This is a genomic window from Pandoraea bronchicola (assembly GCF_902459805.1).
Classification (GTDB): Bacteria; Pseudomonadota; Gammaproteobacteria; order Burkholderiales; family Burkholderiaceae; genus Pandoraea; species Pandoraea bronchicola.
On the sequence record NZ_CABPST010000004.1, the window covers coordinates 310,481 to 327,513 of the forward strand.

At 57.9% G+C, this 17,033-nt stretch carries 12 protein-coding genes, 3 tRNA genes, 1 rRNA gene and 1 pseudogene; 9 read left to right on the top strand and 8 right to left on the bottom strand.

What is annotated here, in order from left to right; all coding sequences use genetic code 11:
• Positions 1 to 19: 19 nt before the first annotated feature.
• On the top strand, positions 20 to 778 hold the full coding sequence (locus tag PBR20603_RS11490) for a hypothetical protein (protein WP_150559641.1): 759 nt from the start codon (positions 20 to 22) through the stop codon (positions 776 to 778).
• A gap of 68 nt (positions 779 to 846) precedes the next feature.
• A complete protein-coding gene (locus PBR20603_RS11495; protein ID WP_174977885.1) occupies positions 847 to 1,083 on the top strand; it encodes a hypothetical protein in 237 nt (78 codons plus the stop codon).
• Between the two features lie 1,082 nt (positions 1,084 to 2,165).
• Here the strand turns inward: PBR20603_RS11495 and PBR20603_RS11500 are convergent.
• On the bottom strand, positions 2,166 to 2,411 hold the full coding sequence (locus PBR20603_RS11500; protein WP_150559642.1) for a hypothetical protein: 246 nt from the start codon (positions 2,409 to 2,411) through the stop codon (positions 2,166 to 2,168).
• A 429-nt stretch (positions 2,412 to 2,840) separates the two neighbouring features.
• On the opposite strand from PBR20603_RS11500, the gene PBR20603_RS11505 reads away from it, so the two are divergent.
• From PBR20603_RS11505 to tssJ, 7 genes are all read left to right on the top strand, one after another.
• A complete protein-coding gene (locus tag PBR20603_RS11505) occupies positions 2,841 to 3,098 on the top strand; it encodes a PAAR domain-containing protein (protein ID WP_150559643.1) in 258 nt (85 codons plus the stop codon).
• A 3-nt stretch (positions 3,099 to 3,101) separates the two neighbouring features.
• Positions 3,102 to 4,331 carry a hypothetical protein gene (locus PBR20603_RS11510; protein WP_150559644.1) on the top strand — a complete coding sequence of 410 codons (1,230 nt, stop codon included), beginning with the start codon at positions 3,102 to 3,104 and terminating at the stop codon, positions 4,329 to 4,331.
• A 98-nt stretch (positions 4,332 to 4,429) separates the two neighbouring features.
• Entirely contained in the window at positions 4,430 to 7,780 is a 3,351-nt protein-coding gene (locus PBR20603_RS11515; protein ID WP_343041928.1) for an ImcF-related family protein, read from the top strand.
• Positions 7,777 to 9,381, top strand: a complete 1,605-nt coding sequence (gene tssA, locus PBR20603_RS11520) for a type VI secretion system protein TssA (RefSeq protein ID WP_174977886.1) — start codon at positions 7,777 to 7,779, stop codon at positions 9,379 to 9,381. The genes PBR20603_RS11515 and tssA overlap by 4 nt, the downstream gene beginning before the upstream one ends.
• The gene (gene tssF / locus PBR20603_RS11525; RefSeq protein WP_150559646.1) at positions 9,381 to 11,198 is read left to right on the top strand and encodes a type VI secretion system baseplate subunit TssF; all 1,818 of its coding nucleotides are present in this window, start codon (positions 9,381 to 9,383) and stop codon (positions 11,196 to 11,198) included. The genes tssA and tssF overlap by 1 nt, the downstream gene beginning before the upstream one ends.
• A 62-nt stretch (positions 11,199 to 11,260) precedes the next feature.
• Positions 11,261 to 12,271: a type VI secretion system baseplate subunit TssG gene (gene tssG, locus PBR20603_RS11530; protein WP_150559687.1), complete on the top strand. Its 1,011-nt coding sequence runs from the start codon at positions 11,261 to 11,263 to the stop codon at positions 12,269 to 12,271.
• A gap of 11 nt (positions 12,272 to 12,282) precedes the next feature.
• Positions 12,283 to 12,828 (top strand): type VI secretion system lipoprotein TssJ, encoded by a 546-nt coding sequence (gene tssJ / locus PBR20603_RS11535; protein ID WP_246174559.1) that lies wholly within the window; start codon positions 12,283 to 12,285, stop codon positions 12,826 to 12,828.
• A gap of 194 nt (positions 12,829 to 13,022) precedes the next feature.
• On the opposite strand, the gene PBR20603_RS11540 is transcribed toward tssJ, so the two are convergent.
• From PBR20603_RS11540 to rrf, 7 genes and pseudogenes are all read right to left on the bottom strand, one after another.
• Positions 13,023 to 13,838 carry a lysozyme inhibitor LprI family protein gene (locus tag PBR20603_RS11540; protein ID WP_150559648.1) on the bottom strand — a complete coding sequence of 272 codons (816 nt, stop codon included), beginning with the start codon at positions 13,836 to 13,838 and terminating at the stop codon, positions 13,023 to 13,025.
• Positions 13,839 to 14,043: 205 nt separating this feature from the next.
• On the bottom strand, positions 14,044 to 15,141 hold the full coding sequence (locus tag PBR20603_RS11545) for an alpha/beta hydrolase (protein ID WP_150559649.1): 1,098 nt from the start codon (positions 15,139 to 15,141) through the stop codon (positions 14,044 to 14,046).
• Between the two features lie 162 nt (positions 15,142 to 15,303).
• Positions 15,304 to 15,393, bottom strand: a tRNA-Leu gene (locus PBR20603_RS11550).
• A 3-nt stretch (positions 15,394 to 15,396) separates the two neighbouring features.
• A tRNA-Ile gene (locus PBR20603_RS11555) sits at positions 15,397 to 15,475 on the bottom strand.
• A 3-nt stretch (positions 15,476 to 15,478) separates the two neighbouring features.
• Positions 15,479 to 15,554, bottom strand: a tRNA-Arg gene (locus PBR20603_RS11560).
• Positions 15,555 to 16,028: 474 nt separating this feature from the next.
• Positions 16,029 to 16,483: pseudogene (locus PBR20603_RS11565) on the bottom strand (DDE-type integrase/transposase/recombinase); the annotation flags it as partial.
• A 242-nt stretch (positions 16,484 to 16,725) separates the two neighbouring features.
• Positions 16,726 to 16,838, bottom strand: a 5S ribosomal RNA gene (gene rrf / locus PBR20603_RS11570).
• Positions 16,839 to 17,033: the final 195 nt, after the last annotated feature.

Genomic DNA, 17,033 nt, shown 5'->3' on the forward strand with positions numbered 1-17,033 from the left:
TGTCCGGAGCTTTAACATCATGCGCCCCCTTGTCACCAAATTCTTTCTTTTAGCAATAATTCTTGGCTCAACAATCTGTTGGGCAAAGGGAAATCGGATCTCGTTTCCAGGAAATAATTCACTTCTATTTTCTTCATTTCCCACAGATGATGAGAAAAATACATTTGGCTCAGGGTGGAAAATAGCAACTTATAAAAACAAAAATGGTGAAAGCTGGGATCTTTTCAAATCGGACGCACTGACCCCGATCGGAGGAGTGCTATTTGATGATGCATACCCGCCCGAAGTGTCGCCATCCGGCAAATACGCAACATTTCTCATTCAGAGAGTTGGAGTCGTCGACCCGGGGCCAAGCGGGCAAGCGGAGGCTCAAAGCAGAGAATATTGCCCAGTCCTAGAGACATCGACAGGTTGCATTCTAAGCAATCAAACTGGAGAGGTGTGTGGGGGGGCATGGAGCAACCATGGGGATCGTTGGATGATCCATGGGATGACCGAGGATGTAAGCGCATCCATGCTTCACTATCAATTCTCGGATGCAAATTCCATCTGGAAGAAATTTTCGTCTGCCGACCATAAGGTCGCGGGAAATTTTATCCAATCGTTAGTTTCCGAAAGCCTGGGAATTGAAAATCTATTGGCCTGCGCTCCTCCCGACGAAAATAATATCGAATCTTACGGGAAGATTGCCGCGGAATTTAAATCGATCGGGAACATTCATGATGCGCAAATTATTATCAATAAAATAAAAAATTTTATTGATAATAAACACAACTAAGGAAATTCAATCATTCCCAACAAGGCTCTCTTGTTTGACGAGCCAAACCAAGAGACCAAGACAGGAATGTGACTGATGGCGAAGTCGATTTCGAGGCCAACCCAGAACTTCTCGTACAGCCGAAATACGCAGCACGATCCGCCGCCTATTTTTTGGTCGCAAATCGGTTACCAGAAATCGCCGATCAAGGAGAAACCGAGGTGCAGGTTAACGCAATTACAGCCGTCGTGAACAAACACACAGACAGCTACGAAGAAAGAACCAAAAACTTCGAAACGATACAGAAAAATGGGTGGCTTAAATGATAAAATCTTCGTCAAAACTAATCTCAGGGTCACTGATCTCCGTTTTCATGCTCGTCTTCTGTAGCCCAGCTTTTGCCGAGGAAACCACACTCTGCCACTCCTTCGAGGAGATATATTTTAGTTGTCACATCAACAACAACATCATCTCCCTATGTGCCAGCGGCAATTTATCCCCCGAAAGAGGCTATGTTCAATATCGATACGGAAAAATCGAGAATATCGAATTTCAGCATCCCAAAAATCCAGCCCCCCCCCCCAAGAAACGCATCGAAATTAGTGAAATAACCATCGGACACATTGATTTCACAAATATAAAATTCCGATCCGACTCGTACGCTTACGAAATTTACCAAGGTTTTCCGAGTGGTTTGTACGTGAAGCACGATGGGAAACTAATTTTCAATCACCAGTGTGATGTCGGAATTTACCAACAATTGAATCAACGAATTTTTAGGGGCCTAGAAACGGTGGCGCCAGACTCAAATATCGATGATTAGATAACCGATTTCTCTACGTCGAACGTGCGAGTTGGCTAATGAGCGGCCCCCTAGCACGACGCAATCGAACGCATCGACCTCGCTGTCACAGTCGCACGTCCCGTCGCCGATCACACCTCGATTGCTTCGGTATCTCAGGACCCAAAGGATCCAAAAAGTACAAGGAGGTTGATGGAGATGCTGTTTGCTCCTTCTGGAGACTCCGATAGAAGCCATGGATGGAATCCCAAAAAATATTCAAACAACCCAGAGAATCTCGCAAATTATGTATATGCGAGTCGATATGAAAATGGCGATGAAGATTCCGGCGATGGGTACAAATATCGTGGCCGATTGTTAATTCAGACTACGTTTAAGAGCAATTATAGAGTTTTGACCGAATAGCACAACCATCGATTTCCGAATGAACCGTGCGACTTCGTAGCGAACCCCGATCTCGTACTAAGCAACATAGAATATGGGATCGAGTCCGCTTTCGTTTATTGATCAGTAACCCGAGACGTTAACAGCATTGCAGATTTCGGAAACGTTCGTGACGTGACTGAAAAAGTGAACGGTGGCCTCAACGGTTACGCGCAGCGAAAGTCAGCGTTCAACAAGCTGGCTGATATTCTTGGACTTAAAAAATATGAATAGAAAAAAATTCTCATGTGCAATCCTTGCATCATCCACTTTCCCATTGGCAATTGCTCTTTCATTTTTGCCGAGAGAGGCTGTTGCCGCATGCCAAGAAATAAACAAATCAAACGTCTTCGATTCCCACCAACTCATTGATGACTCAAGAATTTCAATTGAGCCAAATGACACTTCGAATGCACTGTCACTGAACATCTATACCAACTGCAAACTCGGTGATAAGAAAGTCGAGTTTGCAACATTCCAAACAGAAGGTTCCGCGCCGCACGTCGAGAGCATCTTCTTTCAAAAGGTTCGTGGACGTGAAAACGCTTTTGCCATTGTCTCGTAGAAGATAAATAGCCGAGGTGATGGAACATATGGAACATATTACGAAGTTCATGCGTATCAAGAGGGTCCAGATGGAACTATCTCAGAGAACTCCGTTGTGAGCGAAAATCAATATATGTCAGGAATAGATGGGTACCAGATGGGGCAGGAGAGTACCTTCGCATACAAGACAGCAACCGACGTCAGAAGGTTCTGGAGCAAGAAGCGCTAGCGCTTATTTTCTGAACTATAGAAGGCAACCAGCTTTAGATTTTCATTGTATTTTTTTCATAACATCTCTGTCGGGCATTTCGAATGAAGAGTCTCGCATACGAAGGCGATGCCACCAGCCACGGCGGAAAGGTACTGTGCGGCACGGATCGCATCAAAGTTAATGGTCGTCGAGCCGCTCACGTCGGCGCCAAGGTCTCGTGTCCAATCCACGGCGACAACGAGATCGTCGAGGGGACCAGCCGCATGAAATTCGGCTCGACCGCCCTCTCCCGCGAGGGAGACCAAACGCGATGCGGCGCGCACCTCATCGCGTCCGCGGGCGGTGCGAAGGTCCTCTAAGCCATGCCCGTCGACTTCAATCGCGTGCCTGCACGAAAGCCCGTCCCGAAGCAGGCGTCGCTATCCGTAGTAACGGCCATCATCCTGTTGGTCGCGATGCTGTGCATCGGTGCAGGTCTCACGATGACTCTGTGGCCCGATGGCTCATCGACAGACGCTATCTCGTTTTGGGCATGTGCGTTAGGGCTGTCCGTAGCGACATGGGCTGTCACCTGCTGTTCGCGGCTGGGATATGCCGACGTCAAGCGCAGCAGTGTCATTGCCCACAATCGTGCTTGCGATGACGTGGAACTGGCGTGCCATGCGGCCGCAAGTGTGCCTCTAGCCGTTCTTGGCCACGCCTGGTGCTTCTCCTCTGAGCCGACCGAGAACCAGAGTACCAGCGTATTCGACGGCACGGTCAAGGCGGCAGTTCGACCGAGTGCTGCGCAAGCCGATCTTGAGGTCAATGCTCGGTGGATCGACATCCCTGGACACCCCTACGGGGCAGGTAACGAGGGGAATGAGCTGGCCCGACATAGGGTGCTCATTGCATGGCTGTACGGGCAGCTTCTCGAGCGCATTGTTGGCGCATTGCGCGCTCTGCCGGCGAATAGCCGCCTTGATGTCGCCGCACACGTCTCGTCATCGGTCAAACTCGAATGGGCTACTGAGAGGCTCGAAGAACATATCCGCGCTCTTCGGTCGGACCTGGAGCTATCGGTGACGCCTTTTCGAGAGGGCATCCCACTTTTTCAGATTGACTCGTGGTTGGACGAGGCCACCTCGCCATCGGCAAAGCTCATCGTCAGTCTTCATCTGGTCAATGCGATCAGTCAAGCGCTCTCGGATGGCGCAGCCGAAGCAGGCGTCGCGATTCTGTTCGGCCCAGGTCAAGTCAAGCCGCGGGCCCCCGCGCTTCTTGTTCATCGACCTGCGGCAGGGACTTTGCAGGAAGCGGCCACCGTCATTCCACTTGCCGCCCGGTGGGGGGCGTGCGATCCGGAAACACCCGCTTCGGTTTTGACGCACGGTGTCACGCAAAGTCAAAAGACAGTCATCAATCAGCAGTGCTTTCCTAATCCCGTCGAATGGCATTCGATGGAGGATTCAGTCGGTAACAGCGCGGCAACCGGGCCGTGGCTTGCGCTCGCCTTGGCCATGGAGAGCACGGGCGCAGGTGCGCCACCACAACTTGTCCTGTGCACCGACAACGACAAGCTCGTCGCATCAGTCTGTAGAGAACATGTATGAACGAACGAAAAGCACGACCAGCAGGCCTCTTTATTGGGCTCGCCGTGGCCATTATCTTTTTGGCGTTTGCCATCATGCTTTGGATACGAGGCCCGCACTTGGGATGGTCCGCGGAGCAACGTATCATCGTCGAGCTGGCGGTGCTGTCCGGGTTTCTCGTGAGCATGCTGCTGATTAAGTATCTGGAGTTAGTAATCACGTGGGTGGCTTCGCTGGGCGTCATGATGAAGACCCGCCATTACGACGCGAACGCATCCAAAGCCCCGTCGGCCACTGGCACCGCAGCCACCGCTGCAATGACCATCTCCAGGCATGAAGCACTACGCGACGCGTTACGCGACCGTCACGGCTGGCGTTGGCGCTATCGCGAGCGCTGGATCCTCATTACCGGCACCGAGCAACTCGTAAATTGCCTGTCGCCCACGCTCGTCTCGACCAGCTTCGCGCTGACGACCGAGGCCGTTCTGCTCTATGTCTCCGACAAGCTCAGCGCTACCGATAAAGACTGGCTCTCGCAGATTCGCCGGCTGCGTCGTCGCCGCCCGATTGATTCTGTCGTCGCGCTAACGAGCGACACCGAGTCCGACCCTACGCTGCTCGCACCGGAAAGCCTGGCGCAGCGACTCACCCGCATCGGGCGCGCACTACGCTGGGCAGCGCCCGTATATCTCCTTGATCTCTCACCGCTTGAGAGCGACGCCCCTGCGCCAGACGAAGCCATCGGACTGACTTGGGCCGGCACGCGTATTCAGACGAATGGCATCAAGGCATCGCTTAGCGCACTTGCCATGAATCTTGCCGATGCCGGCGTCGTCCGTCTTGGCATCGATCCGGCCCAGCGCAGCGCCGCAGCGATCTCCCAGCACATCGTACGCATGCAGGGCGCACTATCCGCGCGGATCTGCCAAACCGCCGCTTCACAGTTCTGGCGCCACGCCGTGCATGGGATGCTCTTTGCTCCAATCGACGCAGCCGCAATGGTGCCTCATGTTGCTCCCGTTCGCACCCAGCACGCCAAGCTCTGGCAACTGGTCGCCTCGCATTGCCGCAAAGTGCATGGGCGGCGCGTGGGCTTTTCCATGTCGAGCGCTACGGCCTGGCTCGTCACGGGCGCGCTGTTTGTCTGGATCCTGGGCATGAATCTGTCCGGTCTTCACAACCGCGCTACGATCCGGTCGGCCGAGGCCGCACTCGAGCAATCCCGTCAGGCTTCCGACCGGACCGAACAGATGCTGGCTCTGAACAATCTCGGGCGCGAGATAGACACCCTCGAAGTACGAGAGCAGCAAGGCGCCCCCTGGTCGACTCGCTTCGGCGTGAATCGAGACGGTGCCATTCTCAACGCCATGTGGCCCGGTTACGTCAGTGCCGCTCAGGCGTTTCTCATGACACCGGTTCGACACGCGCTTGAAGCCAAATTGATGCACCTCGCGTCACTCTCAGACGCGGAGATCGCCGACAAAGGTAACGTCCAGGCCGACGCCGCGCACGACACGCTCGAGACGTACCTGATGCTGGCCAACCCGGCGCGCGCGAAAACCGCATTCCTTAAGGATCAACTCATGGATACGGAGGAACCTGTGCGCCCAAATCACTCCGAGCTGTCACCGGGCGCATGGGCTGACCTGCGTTCGCAAACCCTCGCTTTCATGGCGGCGCACTTGGGCACGAGTCGAGGCGGAGTATCACTGACGGCACCTGTTGATCAAAGTCTGGTCGCGTCCACCCGTCAGACGATCGTCAGCGTGCGCGGCATCCAGAACTCCACCGATGCGCTCTACGAGAAAATCCTCGACGACGCACGGGCCAAGTACCCGCCCGTCACACTCACGAGTTTGTTAGGCGACACCACCAGCCACGGGCTTTTCACCACCTCGGAAACAGTTCCCGGCGTGTTCACGCGCGCCGCATTTGAGGAGCGTATTTCCCGGGCTATCGACGACGCCAGCGCACGCCAAAACGTGACGGGCGACTGGGTGCTGTCCGACACCAAGGGGAATGAGGCAAACGCGTCGGCCCTCAAGGCAGAGCTGCGCCAGCGCTACTTCGACGATTACGCACGCGCGTGGGAGAACTTCCTCAACAGCTTACGCTGGCAACCCGCCCCGTCCTTGACCGGCACGGTCGACCAGTTGCTCTTGCTGGGCGATCCGCAGCGCTCGCCGATGGTGGCCCTCATGAATGCCATCAACTACCAGGCAAGCGCCGGTGTCACGTCGCAGTCGCTCGCCGCGGGCCTGCTCGACCGCGCCCAGCAGTTGGTCGGACATGACAAAGACCCGTCCAAGCGGGAGCAAACTACGGTGGTACCACTGGCCAGCGCGTTTGGCCCAATTCTGCGACTCACCGGCAGCGATCTGGTGGGCGCCGGCAACGGCGCCAGCGCACTACACGCGGCAGGTGGGAGTGATCTCAGTCTGTCGCGCTACCTTGAGCGGGTCACGGCGATGCGCCTGAAGCTCCAGCAAATGGTCTCGGCCCCCGACCCTGACGCGATGTCCCGCGTCGCCGCCCAGGCAGTGCTGCAGGGCAAGACCTCCGAGATCGCCGACAGCCGCGACTATGCCAGCCGCGTGGCCGCGAGCCTCGGCGGCCAATGGGCCGGCTTCGGTGCCGTACTGCAAGCCCCACTGGACCAGGCATGGCAGGTGGTGGTGCAACCTGCGGCGGCGAGCCTGAACGACATCTGGCGCGATGCGGTAGTCGTGAAATGGAACAAGGCGTTCGGCGGCCGATATCCGTTCGCCGATTCGGACAATGACGCATCGCTGCCGGAGATGGCGCGCTTCATGCGGCCTGACAGCGGTGTCATCGCCCAGTTTGTCGCCACGCAACTCGCAGGCGTCGTCGAGCGCCAAGGCGATCGCTGGGTGGCTGCGCAAGGTCCGAACCAGGGTGGACTGGCCCTGAACCCCGAGTTCGTGAACGGACTGAATCGTCTCACGTGGGCCGCGAACGTGCTGTTCCCCTCTGGCGACGCGCACGTGCGGTTCGATCTGCGCGGCGTGCCCACGCCGGGTATCACCGACGTACGGTTCGTGCTTTCCGACCGAGACTTCCACTACTTCAATCAGAAGGAAGAGTGGATGCCATTCGAGTGGCCCGGTCAGACGCTGGAGAACGTCACGCACGTGGAATGGCAGACGGCCCAAGGCGGCCTGCGCTCTGCCCTCGACGCCCGAGGCCGCTTCGGTCTGATCCGATTGCTCGAGCGCGCACAGGTCGAGCAGCAGGACAGCGCACGTTATGTGCTGACGTGGACGCCCGACCAAGCGGCCGGTACGCCCTTGCGCGTGCAGATGCGAAGCGAGGCCGGCGCTGGCCCGCTCGAGGTGCTGCAGTTGCGGCATTTCGCCCTCCCGGCGCGGATCTTCACCGCAGGATCGATGAAGCCTGCCACGGCTACGCGCGCAGCAAGTGAGCGGGCACCGCATACAGGAGCCCAATGATGCTCGCCGGTCTCCTGAATCGACTGATCCCATCCATCCGGCACGCCGAGCAGTTTGCGCGAACGCGGCTCGATGCCTGGAGCGAATGGCTACACCCCCTATCGGGCAAGTCCGGGGCTGGGCGCGATCCTGGCTATGAAGACGCATTCTTCGCCATCAAGGACGAGTCGGGCAAACTCGGCGGCATCGATGACGCCCTGATCATGACCCACTGCGAGCGGCTCACCACAGACATCGGCAAAGATCTGCGCGTGGCCGGCTACTACGCCGCCGCAAGGCTGCGCCGCGACGGCACCGCTGGCTTTGCCGACGGGCTTGAGTTGGCCGCCGCGCTCGTCGACCGATTTGGCGACGGCGTGCTGCCCGCACGTGTCGAAGCCCGCAAAGGTGCGCTGGAGATGTTGGTGACGCCACGCGTACTCGAATGCCTCTCGACATATGAGGGCTTCGCCGCAGCGGATCGGGAACGGGCACTCGCAGCGCTCGACGTGCTGCTCGCCCATATCGGCTCGTGGCCAGACAACGTGCAGCCGAATCTACAAGCACTCGTGACGTTGCTCGAAGGCAAGGACACGACCGACGCAGCGGGAAATATCGCTATCCCGGCCAAGGAGACGCCACCCACCACGCTAGCCGCACCCACACCAACCGCCATCCATTCGTCGCGCGATATGCTCGAACAGGCGCGTGTCATGGCTAACTGGCTGCGGGATCAGGACAGCGGCTACCTCAGTGCCGCTCGCATGGTTCGTAGCGTTCGATGGGACACGCTGCAGGAGCTGCCCCCGGCAGACAACACCGGCCAGACTCGCCTGGCCCCACCTCGTGCGGAACTTCGTCAGCACCTGAAACGGTTGGTGCTGCAGAAACAGTGGATAGAGGTCCTTGAGCGCGTGGAAGACGCCTACCTGGAAGGTGCCAATCACTACTGGCTCGACCTCCAGTATTTCCAACACATGGCGCTCGAGCGCGCGGGGCATCCCTACGATGGCTGGCGTGACGTACTACGTACCGACGTTGCCCTGTTTCTCGAACGACTGCCCGACATCGAACGCCTGACGTTCAACGATCGCACCCCGTTTGCGAACGATGCGACGCTCGACTGGCTCGCCACGCATGCCGTCGTGCGCAATCTTGCCGCGGGCGAGGGTCCGGCGCCTCTGCCGGTGACCGCAGGTGGCAACTGCGAGGGCGTGGGGGATTGGCCTGAGATCGAGGCCCAGGCGCGCGAGAAGGTCGCCATTGAGGGACTGGAAGCGGCCATCGCCTGGCTTGAGGCGCTGCCCGGTATGACATCCCAACGTCACCGTTTCCTCCAGCGCCTCCTGATGGCGCGCGTAGCAGAACAGGCCAGCCGCTCGGATACGGCAATTGCCCTGCTTACCGAACTTGACGCCAGTGCTCGCGCCATCTCGCTGGCTCAGTGGGAGCCCGCACTTGCGTTCGAAGTCAAGCAACAACTGGCCCGAGGTCTCAAAACTGTCGCGGCTCGCAAGGATGTCGATCGCGTCGCCCTCATCCGTCGCATGGCCGATCTTCAGGCCGAGATGACGGTACTCGATCCGGCACGCGCGCTGGCCAACTCTCAACACGCTAACTGATGACGAACGACGATCCTATCCTGCGCTATTACGAAGCGGAGATGCGTTACCTGCGCGAGGCTGGCAAGGAATTTGCCCGCGCGCACCCAGACCGCGCACGCATGCTCAACATGGACCGCGTGGGCGCGTTGGACCCCTACGTCGAGCGGCTTTATGAAGGTTTCGCCTTTCTGACCGGCCGCCTGCGCCAGAAGCTCGACGACGAATTACCCGAATTCACCGAAGGGCTGGTGAGCCTGCTGTGGCCGCACTACCTGCGCATGATCCCGTCGCTGTCGATCGTGGCGCTGCAGCCCGCAGCCGCCAAGGTGCAAAGTACCGAAGTGATCGATCCCAGTGTCGTGGTCCGCTCCTCCTCCATCGTCGTGCCGGGCACGCACGAGGGCGATGCACCGAGGAAGGTGCAATGCGAGTATCGAACGACGCAGCCGGTAGCCCTCCATCCGATCCGGATCATCCATGCAGAACCCGCAGTGCGTCAGGACGGGCGCTCGGTCATCCGTCTGGGATTCGCCATCGATGCCGCTGCGCGCCGCGACGAGACCGATCTGTCCCGCTTGCGCCTCTTTCTGAGCGCCGACTTGCCGATCGCCTTCTCGATGCACCTCGCGTTGACCCGGCAAGTCGACGCGGTGCTGTGCCGCGTTCCCGAGGTGCGCGGCGGGGAAGCGGTACCCCTCTCCGGAATCTCGGTTGCACCGGCCGGCTTCGCGACCGACGAACGACTCTGGCCCAAAGCTGAGAATGCCTTTTCGGGCTACCAGTTGCTACTCGAGTATTTTTCGTTTCGCGAAAAATTCCTGTTCGTCGACGTCTGCGGCTTCGATATCACCAGTCTGCCGGAGACGGCAAATCAGTTCGAGCTTGAGTTCGTGCTGTCTCACCCATACCCCGGCGACCAACCGTTCGATACACAGAACGTGCGTCTGTTCTGCACGCCGGCCATCAACCTTTTCTCGCTCGACGCAGAGCCCATCGAGGTCAATCACCACGATGCCGAGTACCGGGTGCGCCCGGCCGGCCACCTTGGCAACCACACCGAGATTTACTCGGTAGACGCGGTCGAGGCGTTCGAGCAGGCGTCGGCACAGCGTTACAGCTACGTGCCGTTTTCGACGTTCAAGCATCGCGGCGGCATGCTGCGTCACGAGGCCCCGGAGCGCTATTTCCACACGCGGGTACAATCTGGCGTCTCCGGCCTTCAGGAGACCTGGCTCGTGCTCGGTGGTCATGCGTGGGAGACGATGGATGCGCTACCCGAAGAGAGTCTGTCGCTGCACCTGACCGGCACGAACGGCATGCTGCCGCGCAAGTCCCTTCGCGCGGCAAATCTGTGCGAACTGGTGTCAAACACGCCGAACGTTGCCGGCGTGCAGAACCTTGTTGCACCGACGCTCCCCCTCTATCCGCCGACCGGCGATCGGTTTCAGTGGCGTGTGCTCTCGCACCTGGCGCCGAACTTCCTATCGTTGATGAATGCGGAGGTGCTTCGTGGCGCCCTCTCGCTGTATGACTGGACTGACGCAGACCAGAGCGAGCTGAACCGCAGACGTCTGGACGGCATTCGCTGGGTTTCCCAGTCGCTCGTCGAAGAGGTATCGGGCGGGTCTGTCGAGCGCGGAGCTCACATCGAGGTGACGCTCGATTCCCATGCATTTGCCGGCGAGGGAGATCTGATGCTCTTCGGCGAGCTGCTGCACCGGTTCTTCGAAATGTATGCCGAGATCAACCTGTTCACCAGGCTGAGCATAATCAGCCTGCCGTCGCAGACGCGTATCGATTGGCCACGCAGCAAGACGTACCGGGCTCCCCTGTGACCGCACGCGACTTCCCTGACTTGGAACCGTTGGTCCAGGAGCTGCTTTCGCGTGCGCCGCGCATGAGCTTTATGCAACTGTGCCGCCTGCTGGAGCTGCGCGCACCGGATGTGCCGGGCCTGGGCACTCAGAATTCCTCCGCTCACGAGGCCGTCCGGTTTCGTCCTTGGCCGCGCATGGGTTTTCCGTCCGCCGAAGTGGTGACCGTCGAGCGCGACGAGGACCTCCCCGACGCCCCGCCCGCGCTTCGCACGACGTTTATGGGGTTGTATGGCGTTGACGCCTGCGTGCCCTCCCACATGGTCGACGACATTGCGTTACGCGAAGAAGGGTTTGAGGCCGTCGCCGCGTTTCTCGATCAGTTCAACCACCGTGCCGTCGCCCTGCTCTACCGCGCGTGGAAGAAGTATCGTTACCCCGAGAGCTTTCGCGCTGCCGGGGACGACGAGCACTCGCGCAGCCTGCTTTGTCTGGCCGGCTTTGCCGACGGCGACAAGCCCCGGCGTGCAGGGCTACCGGGCGTTCGCATGCTCGCGATCCTTGGGTTGTTGATCCAGCGCACACGCACGGCCGAGGGGCTTGCCGGGGCGATTGCCGTGACGGCTCCCGGCGTTGACGTTCAGGTGGAAGCGTTCTTCCCGAAGAGGATCCGCGCCGGGACACCGAGACCGATCACATCCGCCGCAACCGAAAACACTCGCGGGCTGGGTGCGGACTATGTACTCGGTCGTCATCTAACGTACCGTTATGGTGCGGCGCAGGTACTACTGCGTCCGTCCGATCCGACACAGATCGGCAGCCTCTTGCCCGGAACCACGTTGCATGCCGACCTGATGGCGATGGTCTCGCTCTACATGGGCACGACGGCGGATGTCTACGTGCGCTTGATCGTGCCCTCTACGATGGCGCCCAAACCGCGCATCGGCGTTGCCGACGCGGCACATGCACCACGCCTGGGCTGGACAAGCGTCCTGCCAAGCCACGAGAGCCACGACATCCGCATCACGCTGGGTGTCCATCGCGCCATTCCGACACCTGAACCCAATCCCTGCCTGAGCGCTACCAGCGCATGAACCACCGACATATGCCGAACTTCACGCCCCTCACCCGCAAGGCGCTTGCCCTGTTTCTGCCCGTACTCCTCCTGTCCGCCTGCGGTGCGTGGCAAACCTTGTCCAACGGAACAGCGAACGCGTTTCATGCGGTGTTCTACAAACATGTGGAATCCGTCGACGTGGACGTGAGTGCGCGGGACGCCCTCAATCCAGACGATGCCGGCCGAGCAACGTCCGTCGCGGTGCGCGTGTATCAGTTGAAGGACCGCAAACTGTTTGACGCAGCTTCATACGACGATTTGCTCAAGCAAGATCGCAAGGTTTTAGCTGAAGAACGTCAAGCAAGCATGGCTGGCGTTCTCAATCCAGGCGCTTCATTGAGTCTTTCGCAGCCGATAGAGGACGACACAAAGTACGTGGCCGTCGTGGCATTCTTCCGCAATCCAGGCAGCCAGGGCACATGGAAATTCGTGATCCCGACTAAGAAGCTCGATGCCGATGCGCCGGTGAAGCTTCAACTGGACGCGCAGCGCATTGACCGGGTGAATGGCGAAAGACGTGACACCGACTCTTGAGCGGTGGCCCCATACTAGCCAATCGCCTGACGCCCATCGCTATTGTCGCGCTGCCCGCGCGCCTGCGGGCCTAAATCGAAAGCGGTCACGGGATGACGAAGAGAGCGCTTCTCGCAACCGCCGTTCGAGTCTCTGTGATGGCGTTCCGAGACGTAGCCACCTAGTGAGCGTAGGCTCAGCTTCTTTGCTTCGCCTTACTTTGACTCGGCCAGATGTCCATCGATTAATGTGAAGTGACGAACCTTCTCAATCGACGGCTTCTCCGCCATGGTGGCCTGTTGTGGGCGATCCAAATAGCTCACTGTGACCTTGCCCTGCGAAATCTCGATGGACTGTGGCTTGATGCGATCCCCGAGGAAAATAGCGTTCGTCCCACGGCCTTCGGGCAGCGCAACAGCGACATAGTAAAACGTGCCACTGCCGCCCGGATCATCGCTCAAAAACACTGCGGTTCCGCGAGTCCCATTGACCATCCCACTAGTCATCGGCCCGACCAACTGTGAGACACGCACTGCGGCTGACCCCGCGGCGACAGGGTGCTCCGACTTGCCATTTGAGAGGGCAATATTCTCGCCCTCGATAATGAACGTAGTGTTACGAGGATCTAGCCAAACCTCATTTGTTACGGCCGAAGCACCCGGCACCAGCGTGAGTACCTGACGTGTCAGCGAACGAAGCGCGTCAATTCGCTCTTGGTAGGCGTCACGCAGACAAGCGGTCTTTTCACCACAAGCGTCGCGCACCTGCCGCTGCCAACGATTTTGTTCAGCACGTAACCCATCACGAAATTCACGATATGCCATCCCCTCACTTGCGGGGCGCGCATCGCTGAGGATCTGGTAGTAAGTTGCCATGCGAATATCCAGCGCACCAAGCGATGGATTCCGGCAGACCCTCTTTTCAACAGCAGTGCGCGCCTTGCCGCAATCAAAACTCGCGACTTGCGCATGGGCGAAGTGACTGTTCAGCAGTGTGGCCGCGGCAATGGCGATTAGTGCAATTTCTCTCAAGACATTCTCCTTTGTTCTGCAATATCGTGAAATTATGGGGAGCGCGCCCGTAGTTCCCTCTCAACAAAACGCTGAACCCGCGAGACCTACGAACGGCTAGTCCCGGAGTCCATCGCCCCACCGAAACCTTCTGCTAGCCTTGCGACGAAGCACTCGATCCACACCAATCCCAATGAGCAGCGAGACGCGCGACTGGTTCATGCGTTCATTCGAATCGCTGTCGAATCACGTGAGCCGCGTAATCCAGCACCGCCTGTGCATAGGGCGAGATAGCACGATCCTGGTTGAAGAAATTCAGAAAGGCATGAATCAGACCTGGCGCATTCCGATATACGACGGGCACCCCGGCCTTCTCCAACCTTTCCGCGAACGCATAACCCTCATCACGAAGCGGGTCACAACCTGCAGTAACAAGCAATGTCCTCGGCATGCCCTTCAGTTCTTGCGCGAGTAGCGGGGAAGCGTAGGGATTCGCTCTGTCCAGCACATTCGGCAAGTAGAAGTCTCGAAATGACTCAACCGATCTCGTGGTCAACAGATGCCCTTCGCCAAAATCCTTGTACGACTGCGTTTCAGTACTCGATATATTTGTCGAGGGATAGAAAAGGATCTGCTGCGCGACGCGAATGCTCCCTTCGTGACGCGCTCTCATTGCCACAGCAACACTAAGATTGCCTCCCCCACTATCTCCGGTAATAGCAACGCGTGACGCATCCCCTCCAAACTCACCAATGTGTCCACCGATCCATTGAAGTGCGGCAAACGCATCGTCGAAGCCGGCAGGAAAAGGATGTTCAGGTGCGAGGCGGTAGTCAACAGATACCACAATCGCCGGTATCGCCCGGGACAGCTCGCGTGTAATGCTGTCATAAGACGTCACGCTACCCAGCGTCCATCCTCCGCCGTGAATGAACATGACCACGGGCAACTTTCCGCCTCGCGCCAGACGTACGTCTTCCGGCACATAAATGCGTACGGGGATGCGGCGCTCCTCTGACGGCACCTGCACGTCTTCGATTTTCTTGAGCTTGATCTCCCGCAACGGATGAAGAGCCGCCCGGTCACGAGACTCACGCAAATTGACAATGGATCCCGGCGTCAAGTTGTCCAGCGGATTCGGTCGACTATTCGCAGCATCGAGGAAGCGCTGAATATCAGGAAGTGGTTCGCACGTCGGGACATCGTTAAGCAGCGCTGCTTCAAGACTCTTGCCTGACGCCGGCCCTGAAAGCACGGCCGCGAGCATCGCGCTTACCAGCGCCAACGAGATAGGAATGACTCGCAAAGCACATTTGAAGGCCATTTTGAACGTTTCCTTGGTTGGTAAAGGACGAAGAACATCCGCTTACGCCGCTCGGCTGCAACAGATCACAGCCCGCCGCATGAAGATCACCGCCAATATTGGCACGCCGTTAAGATCAACCCTTGGTTACAGGGCAACAGGCGAAATGTGCGATGATGGTTTTGGTACCCGAGGCCGGAGTCGAACCGGCACGCGCCGTTTAAGCGCAGCAGATTTTAAGTCTGCGGTGTCTACCAATTTCACCACTCGGGCAGATGGTGGGCCTCCCGCGAGTCGAACGCGGCACCAACGAATTATGAGTTCGCTGCTCTAACCAAGCATGAGCTAGAGGCCCATTTGGTAAGACATGCAGGAGTTGAACCTGCGACCTACAACTTAGGAGGCTATCGCGCTATCCACTGAGCTAACGTCCCTCATTAGCTTTGGGTGGCGGAAGCGGCGAGATTCAACGCACGGATAGTTGCCCATCACCGTCTCTCAAGACCCGTACTTTAAGCCGCTCGGCCACGCGCTCCTATTGGAGCGGTGAAGGGTATCGAACCCTCGTCATAAGCTTGGAAGGCTTCTGCACTGCCATTGAGCTACACCCGTGCGCCTCTCCCGCACAACAAATGTGCGAAGCAGATCGCAAGACGGTACCCTCACTGAGTCAATATAAGCAAGCGACATTCCGTAATATCCGTCCGAAACATCGACATCTCAAAATCAATTCAACAGATTTCACAGATTTTGCGACGCTGGCGCCAGCCTCTGACCCAACGTAGGCACTTGGATACGCCTCAATCACTTGCATGTCCCAAGTGCCGAATTGACAGCATTGTTAGGATACCTAAGCATTCATGTCCCCGGGATAATCCACCCGTTTTCCAGGGGGTCATCAGTAGAAACTAAGCGGCCATGGCCAACCGCTGCTTTGGCGTGAATCCGCCCAGGATCATGCTCTGGCGGTGATGATGCAAGTCCACATCCAATCGGTCACGAAGTGCTGCACGTGGTCCAAGTCTTCCCAGTGGTACTGCGACAACCATTCGTACCGCACGGTCCGGTTCAATCGTTCGACAAACGCATTTTTCTGCGGCTTACGCGGCTGGATGTGGTCGAGCCTGATGCCGTACTGTCGGGCCCATTCGATGATCGCTGCGCTCAGGTACTCGGGCCCGTTATCGCACCGAATCGCTTCTGGCCTGCCGCGCCAACCGATGATCTGCCGCAGCGCACGGATCACGCGTTCGGACGGCAATGAGAAGTCGACCCCGATACCGAGTGCCTCGCGGTTGAAGTCGTCTATCACGTTGAACAGCCGGATGCTGCGTCCGTCAGTGGGCCGTGCATGAAGTCCATCTGACCTGACGGACTTTTTCGTACCACTGGAGTCTAGAGATTCACGGCCCCATGATCCGCGCGCCCGTTGGACATGTGCGCTTAATGAGACTCCTGTCGAGATCCATACCAAATAGAGTTGGCTAGCGTCATCACCACGCCGGTCTTAGTCAGCGCGCCGGCATTACCCCCGGTTGCGGGAGAAACGGGAGCCACAAAGCAAAAACCCCTTGCTACGCGTTGTAGCAAGGGGTTTTTAGGGGAGCCTGACGATTACCTACTTTCACACGGGTATCCGCACTATCATCGGCGTGGAGTCGTTTCACGGTCCTGTTCGGGATGGGAAGGGGTGGTTCCAACTCGCTATGGTCATCAGGCATAACTTGTATGTTCTGCTGCACTAGGGGTGCAACAAAACCAATTCAGAAGAAGCGTAGTACAACATGTCGTTTGGGTTGCGAGCGTATCAGCGCCATATGGGCACATGCGACTCATACCAGGAAAACACACTGGTTATAGGATCAAGCCTTACGGGCAATTAGTATCAGTTAGCTTAACGCATTACTGCGCTT

Bases quoted from the DNA above. Each gene is read 5' to 3' on its own strand.
- PBR20603_RS11490 (WP_150559641.1), top strand. From the start codon at position 20: ATGCGCCCCCTTGTCACCAAATTCTTTCTTTTAGCAATAATTCTTGGC.
- PBR20603_RS11500 (WP_150559642.1), bottom strand. From the start codon at position 2,411: ATGTTCAGTGACAGTGCATTCGAAGTGTCATTTGGCTCAATTGAAATT.
- PBR20603_RS11505 (WP_150559643.1), top strand. From the start codon at position 2,841: ATGAAGAGTCTCGCATACGAAGGCGATGCCACCAGCCACGGCGGAAAG.
- PBR20603_RS11510 (WP_150559644.1), top strand. From the start codon at position 3,102: ATGCCCGTCGACTTCAATCGCGTGCCTGCACGAAAGCCCGTCCCGAAG.
- tssA (WP_174977886.1), top strand. From the start codon at position 7,777: ATGATGCTCGCCGGTCTCCTGAATCGACTGATCCCATCCATCCGGCAC.
- tssF (WP_150559646.1), top strand. From the start codon at position 9,381: ATGACGAACGACGATCCTATCCTGCGCTATTACGAAGCGGAGATGCGT.
- tssG (WP_150559687.1), top strand. From the start codon at position 11,261: ATGAGCTTTATGCAACTGTGCCGCCTGCTGGAGCTGCGCGCACCGGAT.
- tssJ (WP_246174559.1), top strand. From the start codon at position 12,283: ATGCCGAACTTCACGCCCCTCACCCGCAAGGCGCTTGCCCTGTTTCTG.
- PBR20603_RS11545 (WP_150559649.1), bottom strand. From the start codon at position 15,141: ATGGCCTTCAAATGTGCTTTGCGAGTCATTCCTATCTCGTTGGCGCTG.